Genomic DNA, 14,060 nt, shown 5'->3' on the forward strand with positions numbered 1-14,060 from the left:
GTCAGGAAATGATTCTTGTGGTTGAGAAAAAGCATTTTAACCTTGGGGTATTATTCATTAGTATAGGTTTGTTAACCTATTTTGGGCTAGTTGTATATTTAGTTTATTATCGATTTTTTTTGAAACCTCGTCGATTATTGATTGATTTATCCAATACTTCAGAATATATGACTTTAGTAAAATAAAAAGTCTTGTGTGATGAAAGTCACTGAGATGAGGGACACTTAATTGTTAAACTCTAACTGTTGAACATTTAGTGTTCATACATAAAAACAAGGAGTTTCCAATGAATCAAACAATGCATTTTTACATGGATACCCATGATAAAAGTAATGGTACTTTTCCCGATGGCATTACACCTGAAGGGTTGGCGGAATTTTACAAACAGTACGAAAAAGCGTGTGAAGAAGAGGGAGTGATTTCACTCAATATTCAAGTAGGATTTAATGAAGGGAGAGCTTTTTGTCTGACAATGGCACCGAGTATTAATGCCGTATTTAAAGTACATCAGAAAGTTGGATTGCCGTTTGATACGATCACAGAAGTGAGTTCAATCTCTCCTGCGGATTTACTCCGTATGAAATAAATTCAAGGCGGAAATTCCGCCTTATGAACGATGGTTAAAAACCGTACTCTCGCTCAACTTTACACACTCTTACTCTAAAATGGGTGTAAAAATAATGAGCCATTGTTTGGGCTTTTTTATGCAGCGTTTGTTCTTTCCATTCGCGGATGGATTCCAGATCCCTCCAATACGATACAGAAATTCCGATCTCATTTCGGGCCGATTCGAAACCTAAAAATCCTTTTTGCTTTTTTGCTTCTTCTAAAACGTGCTCGGCAATAGCACTATAAGATTCTGCGTCGGTCCGGATAGAGGTGAAGATAACGGCGTAATAAGGTGGAGAAGTATGTGTGACTATTGACATGTTGGATTCTCACAAACTTTTATCCATCCTCTGCCAACTGTTACGATTCCCTCTTTTTCAAGATTTTTTAGGATACGGCTGATCACTTCGCGAGATGTACCGAGAATGAGCGCTATTTGTTCATGGGTAGTGCGTATGGTATCTCTCCCCTGAACATACAGCCAATTTAGTAGTCGTTGATCCATCCGTTTGAAGCGTAATTCTTCTACAAGATGCATAACTTGAGTAAGACGTTCAGCGCAAAAGGAGAGTTTGAAATTACGATATGCAGGAGAATTATCGATTAGCCATCGAATCGTACTTGCCGGAACGAGCCATCCCTCGATGCTTTCATCGACAATGGCGCTGGCAGTTGCCGGAGTTTGGGAGATGGTACTTAGCGTATTGACTAAACACTGCTCTCCCGGTGTGATGTAATAGAGAGTAATTTCCCCTTTACCGATTTCGTCGGAATGGAGGAAAACTTTTACACTCCCTTTATTGAGAAACAAAATCCCCTGATTTATATCTCCTTGGTAATAGAGAAAGGTTCCGACACCTAATGAGACATGTTTGGCATCCGAACGTACTTTTTCAAAAGATTCGGGTTCCAACGACTGAAAAAATTGGTAATGATCCAGTTCCATAACTTATCCTTTCTCTTTGAAAAAGTATAGCTCAGTGAGATTAAAAAGTCATTGATTGAGCATTTGGTGCATATAATGCGCCTGCAAGATCTGCCGGAGCTGCAACTTCAACACCTTCTACCATATCAGATGGTTTGATCCCACCCAATTTTACAAAACCTTCACAGATTTTTACATGACCACCTTTGCGGATAAGACCTGTAATCAACTCTTTGGGTGTAGAACCGGCGAATTTAGGTTGATTCCCTTTATTGAGAGCAAAATTGACTGCATCGGCAGCGATGAATACGTTACTTTGTACTCCGGCATCTTGCATAGCATTCGCAACGGCAAGGCCGAAACCGGCTTTAACAATTGAGCCTTCAGTGATGGTGATCACGATACTTTTTGGCGAGTCAGTATTACATCCACCTGCTTCAGCGCTTGAAATCGCCAACATCATTCCCAACATTCCGCTCATTAACATTTTGAGGTTCATTGTAACCCCTCCTATTTGGATTTAGCATTTTTGATGCAGTTGAATTGTAGGACAGAGAGGCAGGTGAGTTCTGTGACTAAAGTCACATTAAATCTGTATTATAATTGTGAAAAAAGGGAATCCATGCAAAACTTGATTGTCAATCTAGCAGTGAGAGAGATAGGTGAAAGCATCGCGTATTATCGAGATATTTTGGGATTTACCCCCATTATGGCGGTTCCTGAGGATAAAAGCAGTTTTAGCCCTGAGTTGGAAGATGGCAAACGCTACCTTTTTGCGATGGTACAATCAGGCGGGGTGGAGATAATGCTTCAACAAGATGAGAGTTTGCGTGAGGATGTGGGAGACTTTTTTACAGACATCGGTGCATCGGTGACGTTTTACATCCGTGTCGATGATGTCGATGGATGGTATGAGACGATTGCACCCAAAGTGGAGATTATCAAACCGATAGAGACGACATGGTATGGGATGCGAGAGTTTTATATCCGTGACGTCAATGGGTATGTTTTAGCCTTTGCAAAACAAGTGGTATGATGAAATATTCAGAAATGGTGAAGTACAGACTCAAGCAGGTTAGAACAATATGAGTATTCTAGCAGCTCTTGTTATTGTTGTGTTGTGCCTGATCGGATTGCTCCATTTTTATTGGGCATTTGGCGGAAAATTCGCAGCTGAACAAGCGATACCGACAGAGAACGGACAGCGATTAATTAATCCAGGAAAAATAGCTACCGTTATGGTAGGAATAGCTTTATTTTGTTTCGCTTTTGTCGCTTATATACTCTATTTCTATGATTTGTCTTCGTCACACTATCGGAATTATTTCATCATTAGCGGATGGATACTATCGGTGATATTTACACTTCGTGGTATCGGTGAGTTTAATGCGGTTGGGTTGTTTAAAAAAATAAAATCATCTGAGTTCGCATATTATGATACCCATTTTTATACCCCGTTTGCATTATCTATGGGATTGATTTTCGCTACTTTGGCATATCGAGTATGATGAAAATCAATATAAATTTAGCTGTTTATTTGGGAGAAAACAACGGTATGAAATTTTCCTACGATCCATGTGAGTGCAGGACGAAGAGAGATGGAGATAGAACTCTCGCAGAATGATTTCAAAATAGTCTGTTCGGCTGAGTTTTATGATTTGAGGGTATGATTTTAGCTTTTTACCCACTTATCCAAAAGAGTGAATAGTGCTTGATTGCTTTTAAAGATATTGGATACCCCTTGGCGTATTGTTTGGGGGTCGCTAATGTACACAGAGTCAGATCGAAGATACTCACCATCAGCATTTAAAAGTTTTTCCATACTCTCCGCTGTCGTCTCAAAATGAAATTGGGTAGCGATAATCCGTCCATTCTCCGTGGCAAATGCCTGATTCTCATAAGCATCATTACGTGCGATACGGACAACATTATTTGGCAGATCAAACGTATCCCCATGCCAATGAAAGACGCATTGGGTTTTATCCAGTAAATCGGTGAGTGGATGAGGCAATAGTTCGATATTTCTCCATCCTGCCTCGCGTGTTCCGGAAGAATAGACGCGTGAGCCCATCGCGCTTGCCAACAATTGCGCACCCAGACAGATACCGAATACTTTGCCACCCTCACGGATACGTCGGCGTAGAAACTCGATCTCGTTACGGATAAAATCGAGATCATCATACGCACTCATCGATCCGCCCAATACCACCAGTAAATCATCCGCTTCCAAGGGTTCGTTTTCCCAACATCGGATGATGCGGTATGAGATACCGCGACTACGCGACCACTCACCTATGGCCGCTTCGTTTTCAAAAGGTACGTGTTGCCAGATAGTCATAATAACTCCTGCGGTGTTGATGTTAGAGTTGAATCCGAAAGGGGATCATTGCCGATTTTGAAAATCCCATACTTTCGTAAAATCGGTGTGCCGAGAGATTGTCCCCATCGGTGAGGAGGGTGACTCTTCGAATCCCTTTTTCTTTGGTGCAGGTGAGGACGTATTCGAGTAAGGATGAACCGATATCCTCTCCACGGTGTTTCTCATCGATGACCATATCTTCGAGCAGGGCGACTCTCTCTCCCAATGCCGTTGAGACGGTGTACAAAAGATTTACCATTCCTACAATCTCGCCCTCTTTGCATGCGACGTATATCTCACCGATTTTCTCATCCTCAATGATCATTTTCAATCCCTTCGTCTGATTCGCACTATCAGCGGTAAACTCGACCTCTTTCGAAAAGAGCTGATGCAAAAGTGTGCAAAGGATCGGAATATCTTCTATAGTTGCCGTGCGGTAGGTGATGGGGTTATCTTTAGAAGCTGATTCGTAGGCGATCAGGATTTTTTTGCGCTCAATGCCCCATCGATAGCCGCTCATAGCACCGCTTTTGGCGATGACGCGATGGCAAGGGATGAGATAGCCGATGTGGTTCTCCCCGATGGCGTTGGCGACCGCACGAACGGCTTTGGGCTTGTCGATAAAGTTCGCGACATCCTGATAGGTCGTGATGCCGCCGTTAGGGAGATTGATAAGCGCTTTCCAGACATTGATCTGTAGGTTCGTCCCCTTGACCAAGAGATTGTATTTTTTATTTTTGATAAAAATATTTTCCAGATAGGTACGGGCTTTTAGATCATCATGCACCAGATTGGCATTTTCCCAAAGCTCACAAAATCGTTTATAGATCGACTCTTTGTTGTTGTCGATAAAGCCTAAATAACAGACCCCTTTGTCGGTATAGGCGATCAGTGCTTCACCGAAAGGGGTAAGGCCGAAACCGTAGGTGATGGTGACGTCTTTCCCTTTTTCTCGCCACTCTTTTGGGGTAACCCCTATGAGATTGACAAAAAGTTCGTGCAGTCTGCTGGAACTGGATAACCCGATATCCAGAGTGCTATCCAGCAGAGATTTAGACTCTTTGATATGCTCTTTGGCGTAGTTCAGCGTCACGGAGTGGAGAAACTGTTTGGGCGTTACACCGACATACTCTTTAAACACCCGCATAAAATGGTATTTGCTCATCCCTATGTTTCGAGCTATCTCATCGATCGAGGGCTGATCTTTAAAATGGGTGTCGATATAGGTAATGGCTTTGGCAATAAGCTGATAATTCTGATTTAATATCTCAATATCTTGCATACGATCACCTTTAATAGGTTGCATTATTATAGACTCTAAAACCCTTTAAAAGAGTTTTGAGCTCCTCTTTGATCTGCACTTGAAGGGGGATGTTTTTAATGTCGTCCAAAACATCGCAAATTTTATGCGCGATAAGGATAAACTCTTTTTCCTTCATCCCCAATGTACTCAACGCGGCAGAGCCTAGGCGTACTCCTGACGTAGACGAAGCAGGGCGGGGATCTGAGGGAATAGAATTTTTGTTGACGGTGATACCGGCATTTTCTAATGCCACACTTGCCTCTTCACCTGAAAACTCTTTGTCCATCAACGATATGAGAATCATATGATTATCGGTTCCTCCGCTGATGAGCTCATAACCTCGTTGGATCAGCACCTCCGCTAAAACTTTTGCATTGGATTTGATGGCTTTGGCATACTCTTTCCATGAGGGGTGCAAAACTTCTCTAAACGCCACCGCTTTTGCGGCGATAACATGCACTAGCGGTCCCCCTTGTATTCCGGGGAAAATGGCGCTGTCAATTTTTTTAGCGATCTGTTCGTTGTTCGTCATAATCACTCCGCCGCGAGGACCTCTGAGTGTTTTGTGGGTCGTGGAGGTAACGACGTCAGCGTAGGGAAACGAGCTCATATGCTCTCCCGCCGCGACCAATCCGGCAATATGGGCGATATCGGCAAAGAGTATTGCACCTACTGCATCGGCAATTTCTCGGAACCAGGCAAAATCAATTTCGCGAGCATAGGCTGAAGCCCCGCAGACGATAATTTTGGGTTTAACGATTTTTGCGATTTCTAAGACATTATCATAATCGATGCGACCGTTAGATGATACTCCGTAGGTAAAGGAGTGGTAGTTTTTCCCCGAAAAGTTGGGTTTTGCACCGTGGGTCAGATGTCCTCCGTGGCGTAAATCCATCCCCAATATTTTATCTCCGGCATTCAGCAATGCCGCATAGACGGCTCCGTTTGCCTGACTTCCCGAATGAGGCTGTACATTCGCATAGCGGCAGTCGAAAATTTTGCAAAGTCGATCTTTCGCCAGTTGCTCTACCTGATCGGCAAATTGACATCCGCCGTAGTATCGTTTGTTCGGATACCCCTCTGCGTATTTGTTGGTAAAAATACTCCCCATCGCCTCCATGACGGCGGGAGAGGTAAAGTTCTCACTCGCGATCATTTCCAAATGCGTTGACTGCCGGTCGAACTCATTTTCAATAATGGCGAAAACTTCCGAATCCGCAATCGATAAACTCTCTTCACGTATAAAACTCATCGCGTCCCCTTTTTGAATGGTTCGTCAAAGTTTATCTCTCTGAGTAGATATTGGCAATCCAAATCTTGCTGAAATAGAGGGAGAAATGAGCAATTTTTGGATTGTTTTTGATTATTTTTTGAACTAGAATTCACCAAAAAAAAGGATGAAGCATGAGACACAGAACCAAGAACCATTTGCTGACACAAGAGCAGATAGAAGCATTGTTTAAAAGAGCTGAAGTCGGGAGAATAGCGACTTTGAATAAAGACGGTTACCCCTATGTTTTACCGATACACTTTGTATACGTTAATAGTAAAATATACTTGCACGGTTTACCTAAAGGGCAAAAAATAGACAATATAAAGGCAAATCCAAAAGTATGTTTTGAGATTGATGAAATGATTTCATTAATCAGTGAGGGGATTGAAGACCCTTGTGACGTTAACACCGAGTTTAATAGCATTATCCTCTACGGAACAGCCAGTATTGTGGATGATTTTGACGAAAAGAGAGCGGCATTATCCAGTATTGTGGAGAAATTTACACCGCATCTGATGGAAAAAGAGTTACCTGTTCCTATGATTAACGGAACGGCAGTCATAAGAATCGATATTGTAGAATGCATAGGTCGGTATTATAAATGAGTATGAATTGTACAGATTAACAAAGATAAATAGCGGTAACTATGTTTATTATCTCACTTACCTACATAAAACCACTCGAAGAGGTTGATGCACTATTAGAAGAGCATGTCGCGTATCTCAAAGAGCAGTATTTTCTTGGAATTTTCCTTGCATCGGGGCGTAAAGTACCCCGTGATGGCGGGATTATTTTGGCACGTGCCGTTTCTCGCGAGGAGATTGAGACGATTATTAGCCTCGATCCGTTTTATCGCCACGGTGTAGCAGAGTATGCGATCAGCGAATTCACTCCGACAATGACATCGGATGACTTGGCATTTTTGAGGGAATAGAAGTTTGGCTTACCACCACGACGGATACACCAGCGATTTTTTGAGATGGGGATAAAAGTCTTTTTTACTATCGATGTGTCAATGGCTAAATTAAAAATGGTATCTTCATCCAATCTTGAGAAAGAGGCTCTATCATGATGAAAATGAACCAAGGAGCTTTCATGTTTTCACGACTTATCACTTTCACAACGGCTTTGAGCTTTTCATCACTTTTACTAGCGGCTTCGCTTCCCGATATAAAAATGCCCGATAACGGTCTTTCATTTACAATGATCGAAGGGTATCAAGATTATAAAATCGTAGCAACCCACTGGCGTACCGATAAAAAGGAGCTGCGTTATGTATTGGCAAATCCAGTCGCCTATCAAGCATTGAAATCGAAAAAAATACCCCTTCCTGAGGGGAGTAAAATTGTCAAAATCGGATGGAGTGTCAAACCGATGGGGGCATTTCCTGATGCACTTGAAGCGGATAAACTTCAACGGGTTGAGTACATGGTCAAAGACTCTGCACGGTATAATCAAAACGGCGATCATTGGGGATATGCCCGATATGTGAAAAAAGGAGACGCTTATGTACCGTACGCGAACGGCTCTGCGGAGTGTGTTGCCTGTCATAGTGCTGTTAGCGGGAACGATTACCTCTTTAGCGGGTTTCAAGAGACCTATTAAGCGATGAGAAATAGGATTCTGATCGTCGAGGATGAAGAGGAGATTGTCCGTCTCATCTGTAACCGTATCGATCCTGAGCGTTATGAGGTGGTGATTGCCCAAGACGGCAAAGAGGCGTTGGCACAAGTGGCGCGCGAGGTATTCGATATTGCGGTGATTGATATCATGATCCCCTTTATCGACGGTTATGAAGTATCTACTCAGTTGCGCCGAAAGTCTAAAGAGACTTTGATCATTATCGTCAGTGCACTGGGGTCTGAAGAAAACAAACTCAGAGGGTATGAACTCGGAGCCGATGATTTTATCCCTAAACCGTTTTCTCCACGTGAACTGATTGCGAAAATCGATACACTGATCAAACGACGCTACGAGATGATGAACCATCATATCACCGTATTGCGTTCCATCACTCATGATAGGGCAGGTAAAAAAATAGAGATCGAAGGGGAAGTTCTGGCACTGACTCCGAGCGAATATCTAATTTTTGCGACACTTTTGCTCAAACCCAAAAACATCATCTCCCGTGATCAGTTAGCGCAGGCAATCTATGATAATGATATGGGTGAAATCGATGCACGGGGAATCGATACCCATATCTACAACCTCCGCAAAAAAATAGCCTCCATCACCTCACAGCCGATTATCCATACCGAACGTTCATTGGGGTACACCATCCATGAGTTTTAAAACTCTTCTGATTCTCGTATATTCTCTCGCGGGACTTTTAATCGCACTCTTCAGTGCCTTTATGACCTATCTCATCATCGGTGAGCCGATAGGGATGAAGATGTTTTCTAAAATTGCTTTGGTCGTAGTGGCGGCATTACCAGTTATTGCTCTTATCAGCTATGGAGTAGGGAAATATTTTTTCGGTAAATTTGAGGGGATACGCTACCGATTGGATCAGATTGCACACGGTAATTTTGTCTCTATTGAACCACAGGAACGTATCGCCGATGTTGAGCGAATCCATCGCTCTATTACACTCCTCTCTGAACGCTTATCGGAACTGATCGAATCCCTACAGAAGCAAAACGAGATAACCTCAAACATGACCCTTTCACTGGCGCATGATATTAAAACACCGCTCATGATTATCAACGGTTATCTCGAAGAGATACGAGACGGCTTGATTGCTCCCGAAGATTTACCGAAAATTGTGGATAAAATGGGATTAGAGTGTGGATATATCGACGATCTCACGAGTGATGTATTGGTGTATCTCTCGTCGATGAATCCGAACCGTGAACGTGAACAGGTGGTTATCTATGACGTTGTTCATGAGGTTTTGCCGCTGATCCCACTCACTCCCGAGACACATTGGAATATCGACCTACCTCGTGAAGCGATTATCGAGTTTAATCGGATGGATCTGAAAAAAGTACTAATGAATCTGCTTCATAACAGTGCTAAATTCACATCTCACGGTGTGATAACAATTCGCATAGACGATGAAAAAATCATTATCGAAGATATAGGGTGTGGAATCGATCCACAATTTTTTCCCCGCTTGTTTGAGCCTTATAGCACTGCCGATACGAGCCGAAACCGTCAAAAAAACGGGTTAGGTTTAGGGCTGAGTATTACTAAAAATCTCGTACTCAATAACGGCTATAATATCGTGTTTGATGAGAGTGTTACGGTGGGTGCACGTGCGATTATTAGATGACAATACGATTTTTGTAATATCTAAAGGAAATATTGCATAGAATATATAAAATATGAGGTTTACTAATGCTAATACGTGTTTTCTATGAGGATACTGACGTAGGCGGTGTCGTTTATCACTCTAACTATCTGAACTTCTGTGAACGGGCGCGAAGTCAGCTCTTTTTTGATGCGGGACGTTCTCCGATTTTGGAGGGGGGACATTTCGTTGCCAAACACATCGAAGCCGATTATCTCAAAAGCGCCAAGTTTGGAGAGGTATTGGAAGTCAAAACAACGCTCTTGGAGATCAAAAATGCTTCCTTTCGGTTATTGCAAGAGATTTTTAGAGGAGACGAAAAAGTATTCGTGATGACGATCGATCTCGTCTATATCGATTTTGCGGGTAAAATGGCTAAAATACCTTCCGAAGAGAAGGCTTTTTTAACAGCCTTATAGCAGTTTTTTTCGTTTCGGAGTTGCTTTCTCGATAGCGGAGGCAATCTCCTGATTTCCTTGCATGATTGCAATATCAAGCGGAGTCATCCCATCCTTGCTCATAATGCTCCCTGAAGCCCCACGGTCGATCAAATGCAGAGCAATAGGGGTAAACCCTTTCCATGCCGCCAAATGCAGCGCCGTAGCTCCACTGACATCTTGGGCATTGACATCGGCACCTTTGTCGATCAGATAGTTCACCGCCTGCGTGTTTCCGACCCAGCACGCATACATCAGAATCGTTTTGTTATTGTCCTCTCTTGCGGCGTTCGCATCGCTAAGGGTTTGAACACGTGTTTGAAACGTCTTGGTATCATTGCGATCGAGTAAACCCACCAAATCAAGAATATCTGCCGCATGAAGAGAAAAGGTACTCACCAAAACAGCAATCAAAAACGGATATTTCAATCTCATTTTTTGAACTGCTCGATAAACTCTTCGATGTCGTCAAAGAGGGTTTGCAAATCCTCTTCGTGTTCCACTTCATCCGCTAAAATCTGAGAGACCAGATCATAGGTAATGATGTCTTTCTCACGGGTAATATCAAGAATATTGGAATAAACGCCAATGGCGCACTGTTCACCCTTGATCGCTTGCTCTAACACTTTGCGCACATCACCGTCCGTCGGTGCATCATAGCCGCAATTTGAATTAGTTAACCACTCTGCAGGATGCAGTGCAGGGGTTCCTCCGAGTTGGATGATACGATCGCACACCATCGTCGCATGGCGAAGCTCATCCGCCGCATGTTGGGTGAGTTCAACGATTGCCGCATCTTTCATAAGCCCTTTGACCACTTTCGCCTCAATGAAGTATTGATAGTACGCCAGCCACTCATCGCAATAGGCTTTGTTTAGTAGATTATAAACCGTTTCTGCCTCGATACCTCGAAGCAGTGAAATTCCTCTTTTTCCCATCGCTTACTCCTCAACACTAGATTCTTAACTGTAGCACCACATCTCTTAAAGGAAAATAATTATCCACAACTACGATTGAGTTCATCCGGTAACAAAAGGGTAATCCCCTCTGATTTTGAGAGGGTAATCACCCCTTCTGATTTGAGCTTTTTAATCATACGGGAGAGGGTTTCGGGGGTTATACCGATATGACGCGCTATCTCTATCCCTTTGAGGCGCTGAAAGATTCCACGATCATCACGGATCAAACGTGCTACTTTAGCCAATGCGCTCGGTGCGCTGTGACGTTGTAATGCGTGTTCCAATGCTCCGATTTTTTGCGTTAGCGAAGAGATCAGAGCTATACTCAAAGAGGGATCGCTCTGGATCAATGCTAAAAACGGATCACGAGAGATTTTGAGGATAGTGGAGGGCTGGATCGATTCACACGATGCAGGGTAGGGGATTTCTTTGAGAGTTGCGACTTCCGCAATCAAAGAGGGGGCACGGAATCGATGAATCTGTATCGTTTCGCTCGAAGAACCCGATTTGAAAATCGATACTTCCCCCTCGATCAGAAAATGAAAATAGCGGCTCTCATCCCCCTCATAAAAAACGATCTCGCCTGTCGTATAATGACGAAGAATACCGATATGCTCAATTTGTGCACGCTGTGCTGGGGATAGATGGCTAAAGAGGCTAACCTTATCAAGCGATAACGCTTCAGTGTGAGGTAAGGGATTCAAAACCGAACTCTTTTGCCTGTAGCAACTCGACCGGATAGATGACCTGCGAATTGATAAGCCGCATCGAATACTCTCGGGAACTATTATCGAGCGCTGAGACCAGATAATCGATCCCGACACTCGTAGCATACTGTATCCAGTCCACCGTGATGTCATTGTTCATCAACGCATTTGCTTCATAGATACGTGCGGGGAATTCTACTAACGAGTTGGCGAGGATCACATTTTTCCGATCTTGACTTTGGGTCAAGATAAGCAAGGTGGGATCGATGTTGATTTGTGTTGAGAGGATATTACGTGCTTTAACCCCTCTAAAGGTAAGCTGAGAAGCGACAAGCGCGCTTTTTACAACCGGAATATGGAGAATAATACTCGCTTTGTTGAATTTTGCCGGTTTCGAAAAATGGGAGATGATGTTGTCCCCTTTGGTATCCACCGCGTAGCTCTCCACCTTTTTCTTTTCACTTTTATGCGCTAAAAATACCTCTTCAGTGATCGATTTTAGCTGTGTGCCCACACTGGAACTGTCATAAAAAATAGCAATCGAATCCCCCATATAGGAGTGTAAAGCTTCAATCTGAGCCATATAATCGATCCCGCCGAAGATAAAATTCGCAGGGGCACTCGGGAGATCGCGTTTATGCACGGTAGGGATAAATACGGGAAGATTGGTAGAGTGGGTGATAATATTTTTAGCTCCGAGTGACGTCAGAGGGGCGAGGATAGCGTCCACATTATCACGACGAACCTCATCCAACACCGCCGCCAGTGATGCACTCGATTCATCCGCTATATCGTATCGTTTGATCTCATACCCCTCGCTTCGACGACTCATCAATGTCGCGAGTGAAACGTTATAGAGCGATTGTGAATATTTACCGATAACATTGGGGGAGGAAATGAGGGCGATTTTAATCGTTTTATCCGTGGATTCGATCAGTTGCATCAGACTCGAGTTATCCAATCCTTTTTGAATCACGATGTCTCGTCCTTCAACGACACTCACAAAGAGCCATAACAAAAAAAACATCCGTAAAAATATCATGATAACTGTGCCTTAATCGTCTGAAGATCGCGCATTGCCTCTTTTTTCATAGAGGGATTACGGACAAGATAGAGTGGATGATACATCGGGATAATCAAAGCATCTCCCAATGGGACAACCGCTCCCCGAACCCGCTCAAAATCACTGCAATCGCCGCTAAGTATCTGATACGCGTCAGCTCCGAGGGTAACAATAATGCGAGGTTTGATCAACTCGATCTGTTTGGATAGAAAAGGGGCACAACTGCCGCATTCGCTGGGAGATGGGTTTTGAAATCCGAACGGTTTACATTTCACCGCGTGGGTAAAATAAACATCTTCGACTTTTAACGTAAGCACTTTTTCGATCATATCGCGCAACATTGTCCCCGAACGCCCAACATAATATTCGGAAGATTCATCTTCGGCGGCAGATACATAGGCATCAACAAACATCAGATCAGCACGTGGATTACCATATCCTGCCATGCTTTGAGAGCGAGACTTGCATAAATCGCATAGATAGCATTGCGCTATGCTTTTCTCTAACGTGTTGAGGGAATCGGGGAGGGTATTCGAAGCGGTTTGGATATTAGGTGTGATCGGATCGACATAACTGTACCCTAGAGATTTGAGCCGATATAGGTTTTCGAGAAGAGCTAAGTTTTGAAAAGAGTCCACGGATTTCACTTTTATAAATTTGGGTAATTGAGTATAGAGAACGCGTACTATCGATCCAAAATATCATCCGTTTCAACACGGAGATAGGAACTTTTACGAGTCTCAATCATAATTTGTTTCAAACGGTTCAAGACATTTTCGGGTCTCTTGGATTTATCAAACGCATCTACCGCTATGCAAGTAGTATGATTGTTAAAATGGTTATCAAGCTTTTGAATAATATTTTGTGCCGCCTTGTACGCATTCTCTTGTGACGTAAAGGCAAAGATAATAAAGTAGTGATGTTCATCTACCGGAATAAGTTGATCCGATATTCTAACGTATTTGGAAAGATCTATAACAGTTAAAGGCTCCTCATGATACAACAGTGCAAATGTTGCATCAATACTGAATCGTTCAAACGTATAGTATGTCTTTTTTATGGAGACATTGATGCGATTTGAAATCTCATAACTCATAGGGATTCTTCTATTTTATTTTTTCTATGATACCTAA

22 protein-coding genes are annotated in these 14,060 nt (G+C 43.0%); 10 read left to right on the forward strand and 12 right to left on the reverse strand.

The genetic code is table 11. The annotated features are described in order from the left end of the window. A partial coding sequence (locus tag VFW36_RS12045; protein ID WP_329659059.1) for a hypothetical protein occupies positions 1-185 on the forward strand: 185 nt, incomplete at its 5' end. Between the two features lie 101 nt (positions 186-286). Continuing rightward, a complete protein-coding gene (locus VFW36_RS12050; protein ID WP_329659060.1) occupies positions 287-586 on the forward strand; it encodes a DUF4242 domain-containing protein in 300 nt (99 codons plus the stop codon). 34 nt (positions 587-620) lie between these two features. Here the strand turns inward: VFW36_RS12050 and VFW36_RS12055 are convergent, their stop codons facing one another. From VFW36_RS12055 to VFW36_RS12065, 3 genes are read right to left on the reverse strand one after another with little or no spacing between them, the layout of a single operon-like run. Then, complete coding sequence (locus VFW36_RS12055; protein ID WP_329659061.1) at positions 621-929, reverse strand: antibiotic biosynthesis monooxygenase; 309 nt, start codon at positions 927-929, stop codon at positions 621-623. Next, the gene (locus VFW36_RS12060) at positions 920-1,555 is read right to left on the reverse strand and encodes a Crp/Fnr family transcriptional regulator (protein ID WP_329659062.1); all 636 of its coding nucleotides are present in this window, start codon (positions 1,553-1,555) and stop codon (positions 920-922) included. The genes VFW36_RS12055 and VFW36_RS12060 overlap by 10 nt, the downstream gene beginning before the upstream one ends. A 40-nt stretch (positions 1,556-1,595) precedes the next feature. Next, a complete protein-coding gene (locus VFW36_RS12065) occupies positions 1,596-2,033 on the reverse strand; it encodes a DsrE family protein (RefSeq protein ID WP_329659063.1) in 438 nt (145 codons plus the stop codon). A gap of 123 nt (positions 2,034-2,156) precedes the next feature. Between VFW36_RS12065 and VFW36_RS12070 the strand changes: the two genes are divergently transcribed. Both VFW36_RS12070 and VFW36_RS12075 read left to right on the forward strand, forming a co-directional pair. Then, complete coding sequence (locus VFW36_RS12070) at positions 2,157-2,570, forward strand: VOC family protein (protein WP_329659064.1); 414 nt, start codon at positions 2,157-2,159, stop codon at positions 2,568-2,570. 49 nt (positions 2,571-2,619) lie between these two features. Beyond that, positions 2,620-3,042, forward strand: coding sequence for a DUF3995 domain-containing protein (locus VFW36_RS12075; protein ID WP_329659065.1), 423 nt, complete (start codon positions 2,620-2,622; stop codon positions 3,040-3,042). Between the two features lie 164 nt (positions 3,043-3,206). Here VFW36_RS12075 and VFW36_RS12080 read toward each other — a convergent pair whose 3' ends face one another. The 3 genes from VFW36_RS12080 to VFW36_RS12090 are packed head-to-tail and all read right to left on the reverse strand — an operon-like array spanning position 3,207 to position 6,448. Continuing rightward, complete coding sequence (locus tag VFW36_RS12080; protein ID WP_329659066.1) at positions 3,207-3,872, reverse strand: type 1 glutamine amidotransferase; 666 nt, start codon at positions 3,870-3,872, stop codon at positions 3,207-3,209. 22 nt (positions 3,873-3,894) lie between these two features. Beyond that, positions 3,895-5,175, reverse strand: coding sequence for a GNAT family N-acetyltransferase (locus VFW36_RS12085; RefSeq protein WP_329659067.1), 1,281 nt, complete (start codon positions 5,173-5,175; stop codon positions 3,895-3,897). A 10-nt stretch (positions 5,176-5,185) separates the two neighbouring features. Beyond that, positions 5,186-6,448: a serine hydroxymethyltransferase gene (locus VFW36_RS12090; protein WP_329659068.1), complete on the reverse strand. Its 1,263-nt coding sequence runs from the start codon at positions 6,446-6,448 to the stop codon at positions 5,186-5,188. Positions 6,449-6,600: 152 nt separating this feature from the next. On the opposite strand from VFW36_RS12090, the gene VFW36_RS12095 reads away from it, so the two are divergent. The 6 genes from VFW36_RS12095 to VFW36_RS12120 all read left to right on the forward strand — a co-directional run bounded on the left by VFW36_RS12095 (position 6,601) and on the right by VFW36_RS12120 (position 10,180). After that, complete coding sequence (locus tag VFW36_RS12095) at positions 6,601-7,074, forward strand: pyridoxamine 5'-phosphate oxidase family protein (RefSeq protein ID WP_329659069.1); 474 nt, start codon at positions 6,601-6,603, stop codon at positions 7,072-7,074. Positions 7,075-7,115: 41 nt separating this feature from the next. Then, positions 7,116-7,403 (forward strand): YciI family protein, encoded by a 288-nt coding sequence (locus tag VFW36_RS12100; RefSeq protein ID WP_329659070.1) that lies wholly within the window; start codon positions 7,116-7,118, stop codon positions 7,401-7,403. Positions 7,404-7,564: 161 nt separating this feature from the next. Next, positions 7,565-8,074 (forward strand): cytochrome P460 family protein, encoded by a 510-nt coding sequence (locus VFW36_RS12105; RefSeq protein WP_329659071.1) that lies wholly within the window; start codon positions 7,565-7,567, stop codon positions 8,072-8,074. 3 nt (positions 8,075-8,077) lie between these two features. Continuing rightward, positions 8,078-8,761 (forward strand): response regulator transcription factor, encoded by a 684-nt coding sequence (locus tag VFW36_RS12110; protein WP_329659072.1) that lies wholly within the window; start codon positions 8,078-8,080, stop codon positions 8,759-8,761. Beyond that, the gene (locus tag VFW36_RS12115; RefSeq protein WP_329659073.1) at positions 8,751-9,743 is read left to right on the forward strand and encodes a HAMP domain-containing sensor histidine kinase; all 993 of its coding nucleotides are present in this window, start codon (positions 8,751-8,753) and stop codon (positions 9,741-9,743) included. Before VFW36_RS12110 ends, VFW36_RS12115 begins: the two co-directional genes overlap by 11 nt. Before the next feature lie 65 nt (positions 9,744-9,808). Beyond that, a complete protein-coding gene (locus VFW36_RS12120) occupies positions 9,809-10,180 on the forward strand; it encodes a thioesterase family protein (RefSeq protein ID WP_329659074.1) in 372 nt (123 codons plus the stop codon). Here VFW36_RS12120 and VFW36_RS12125 read toward each other — a convergent pair. From VFW36_RS12125 to VFW36_RS12150, 6 genes are read right to left on the reverse strand one after another with little or no spacing between them, the layout of a single operon-like run. Then, positions 10,175-10,633, reverse strand: a complete 459-nt coding sequence (locus VFW36_RS12125) for an ankyrin repeat domain-containing protein (protein ID WP_329659075.1) — start codon at positions 10,631-10,633, stop codon at positions 10,175-10,177. The genes VFW36_RS12120 and VFW36_RS12125 overlap by 6 nt on opposite strands. Beyond that, positions 10,630-11,136: a ferritin-like domain-containing protein gene (locus VFW36_RS12130; RefSeq protein ID WP_329659076.1), complete on the reverse strand. Its 507-nt coding sequence runs from the start codon at positions 11,134-11,136 to the stop codon at positions 10,630-10,632. Before VFW36_RS12130 ends, VFW36_RS12125 begins: the two co-directional genes overlap by 4 nt. A gap of 59 nt (positions 11,137-11,195) precedes the next feature. Further along, positions 11,196-11,861 carry a Crp/Fnr family transcriptional regulator gene (locus VFW36_RS12135; protein WP_329659077.1) on the reverse strand — a complete coding sequence of 222 codons (666 nt, stop codon included), beginning with the start codon at positions 11,859-11,861 and terminating at the stop codon, positions 11,196-11,198. After that, positions 11,839-12,891: a hypothetical protein gene (locus VFW36_RS12140; protein ID WP_329659078.1), complete on the reverse strand. Its 1,053-nt coding sequence runs from the start codon at positions 12,889-12,891 to the stop codon at positions 11,839-11,841. The genes VFW36_RS12135 and VFW36_RS12140 overlap by 23 nt, the downstream gene beginning before the upstream one ends. 11 nt (positions 12,892-12,902) lie before the next feature. Beyond that, entirely contained in the window at positions 12,903-13,565 is a 663-nt protein-coding gene (locus VFW36_RS12145) for a uracil-DNA glycosylase (protein ID WP_329659079.1), read from the reverse strand. Positions 13,566-13,612: 47 nt separating this feature from the next. Continuing rightward, a complete protein-coding gene (locus tag VFW36_RS12150; RefSeq protein ID WP_329659080.1) occupies positions 13,613-14,023 on the reverse strand; it encodes a hypothetical protein in 411 nt (136 codons plus the stop codon). Positions 14,024-14,060: the final 37 nt, after the last annotated feature.

It is taken from the genome of Sulfuricurvum sp., assembly GCF_036279695.1.
Lineage (GTDB): Bacteria > Campylobacterota > Campylobacteria > Campylobacterales > Sulfurimonadaceae > Sulfuricurvum.

Bases quoted from the DNA above. Each gene is read 5' to 3' on its own strand.
- VFW36_RS12050 (WP_329659060.1), top strand. From the start codon at position 287: ATGAATCAAACAATGCATTTTTACATGGATACCCATGATAAAAGTAAT.
- VFW36_RS12055 (WP_329659061.1), bottom strand. From the start codon at position 929: ATGTCAATAGTCACACATACTTCTCCACCTTATTACGCCGTTATCTTC.
- VFW36_RS12060 (WP_329659062.1), bottom strand. From the start codon at position 1,555: ATGGAACTGGATCATTACCAATTTTTTCAGTCGTTGGAACCCGAATCT.
- VFW36_RS12065 (WP_329659063.1), bottom strand. From the start codon at position 2,033: ATGAACCTCAAAATGTTAATGAGCGGAATGTTGGGAATGATGTTGGCG.
- VFW36_RS12070 (WP_329659064.1), top strand. From the start codon at position 2,157: ATGCAAAACTTGATTGTCAATCTAGCAGTGAGAGAGATAGGTGAAAGC.
- VFW36_RS12075 (WP_329659065.1), top strand. From the start codon at position 2,620: ATGAGTATTCTAGCAGCTCTTGTTATTGTTGTGTTGTGCCTGATCGGA.
- VFW36_RS12080 (WP_329659066.1), bottom strand. From the start codon at position 3,872: ATGACTATCTGGCAACACGTACCTTTTGAAAACGAAGCGGCCATAGGT.
- VFW36_RS12085 (WP_329659067.1), bottom strand. From the start codon at position 5,175: ATGCAAGATATTGAGATATTAAATCAGAATTATCAGCTTATTGCCAAA.
- VFW36_RS12090 (WP_329659068.1), bottom strand. From the start codon at position 6,448: ATGAGTTTTATACGTGAAGAGAGTTTATCGATTGCGGATTCGGAAGTT.
- VFW36_RS12095 (WP_329659069.1), top strand. From the start codon at position 6,601: ATGAGACACAGAACCAAGAACCATTTGCTGACACAAGAGCAGATAGAA.
- VFW36_RS12100 (WP_329659070.1), top strand. From the start codon at position 7,116: ATGTTTATTATCTCACTTACCTACATAAAACCACTCGAAGAGGTTGAT.
- VFW36_RS12105 (WP_329659071.1), top strand. From the start codon at position 7,565: ATGTTTTCACGACTTATCACTTTCACAACGGCTTTGAGCTTTTCATCA.
- VFW36_RS12110 (WP_329659072.1), top strand. From the start codon at position 8,078: ATGAGAAATAGGATTCTGATCGTCGAGGATGAAGAGGAGATTGTCCGT.
- VFW36_RS12115 (WP_329659073.1), top strand. From the start codon at position 8,751: ATGAGTTTTAAAACTCTTCTGATTCTCGTATATTCTCTCGCGGGACTT.
- VFW36_RS12120 (WP_329659074.1), top strand. From the start codon at position 9,809: ATGCTAATACGTGTTTTCTATGAGGATACTGACGTAGGCGGTGTCGTT.
- VFW36_RS12125 (WP_329659075.1), bottom strand. From the start codon at position 10,633: ATGAGATTGAAATATCCGTTTTTGATTGCTGTTTTGGTGAGTACCTTT.
- VFW36_RS12130 (WP_329659076.1), bottom strand. From the start codon at position 11,136: ATGGGAAAAAGAGGAATTTCACTGCTTCGAGGTATCGAGGCAGAAACG.
- VFW36_RS12140 (WP_329659078.1), bottom strand. From the start codon at position 12,891: ATGTTTTTTTTGTTATGGCTCTTTGTGAGTGTCGTTGAAGGACGAGAC.
- VFW36_RS12150 (WP_329659080.1), bottom strand. From the start codon at position 14,023: ATGAGTTATGAGATTTCAAATCGCATCAATGTCTCCATAAAAAAGACA.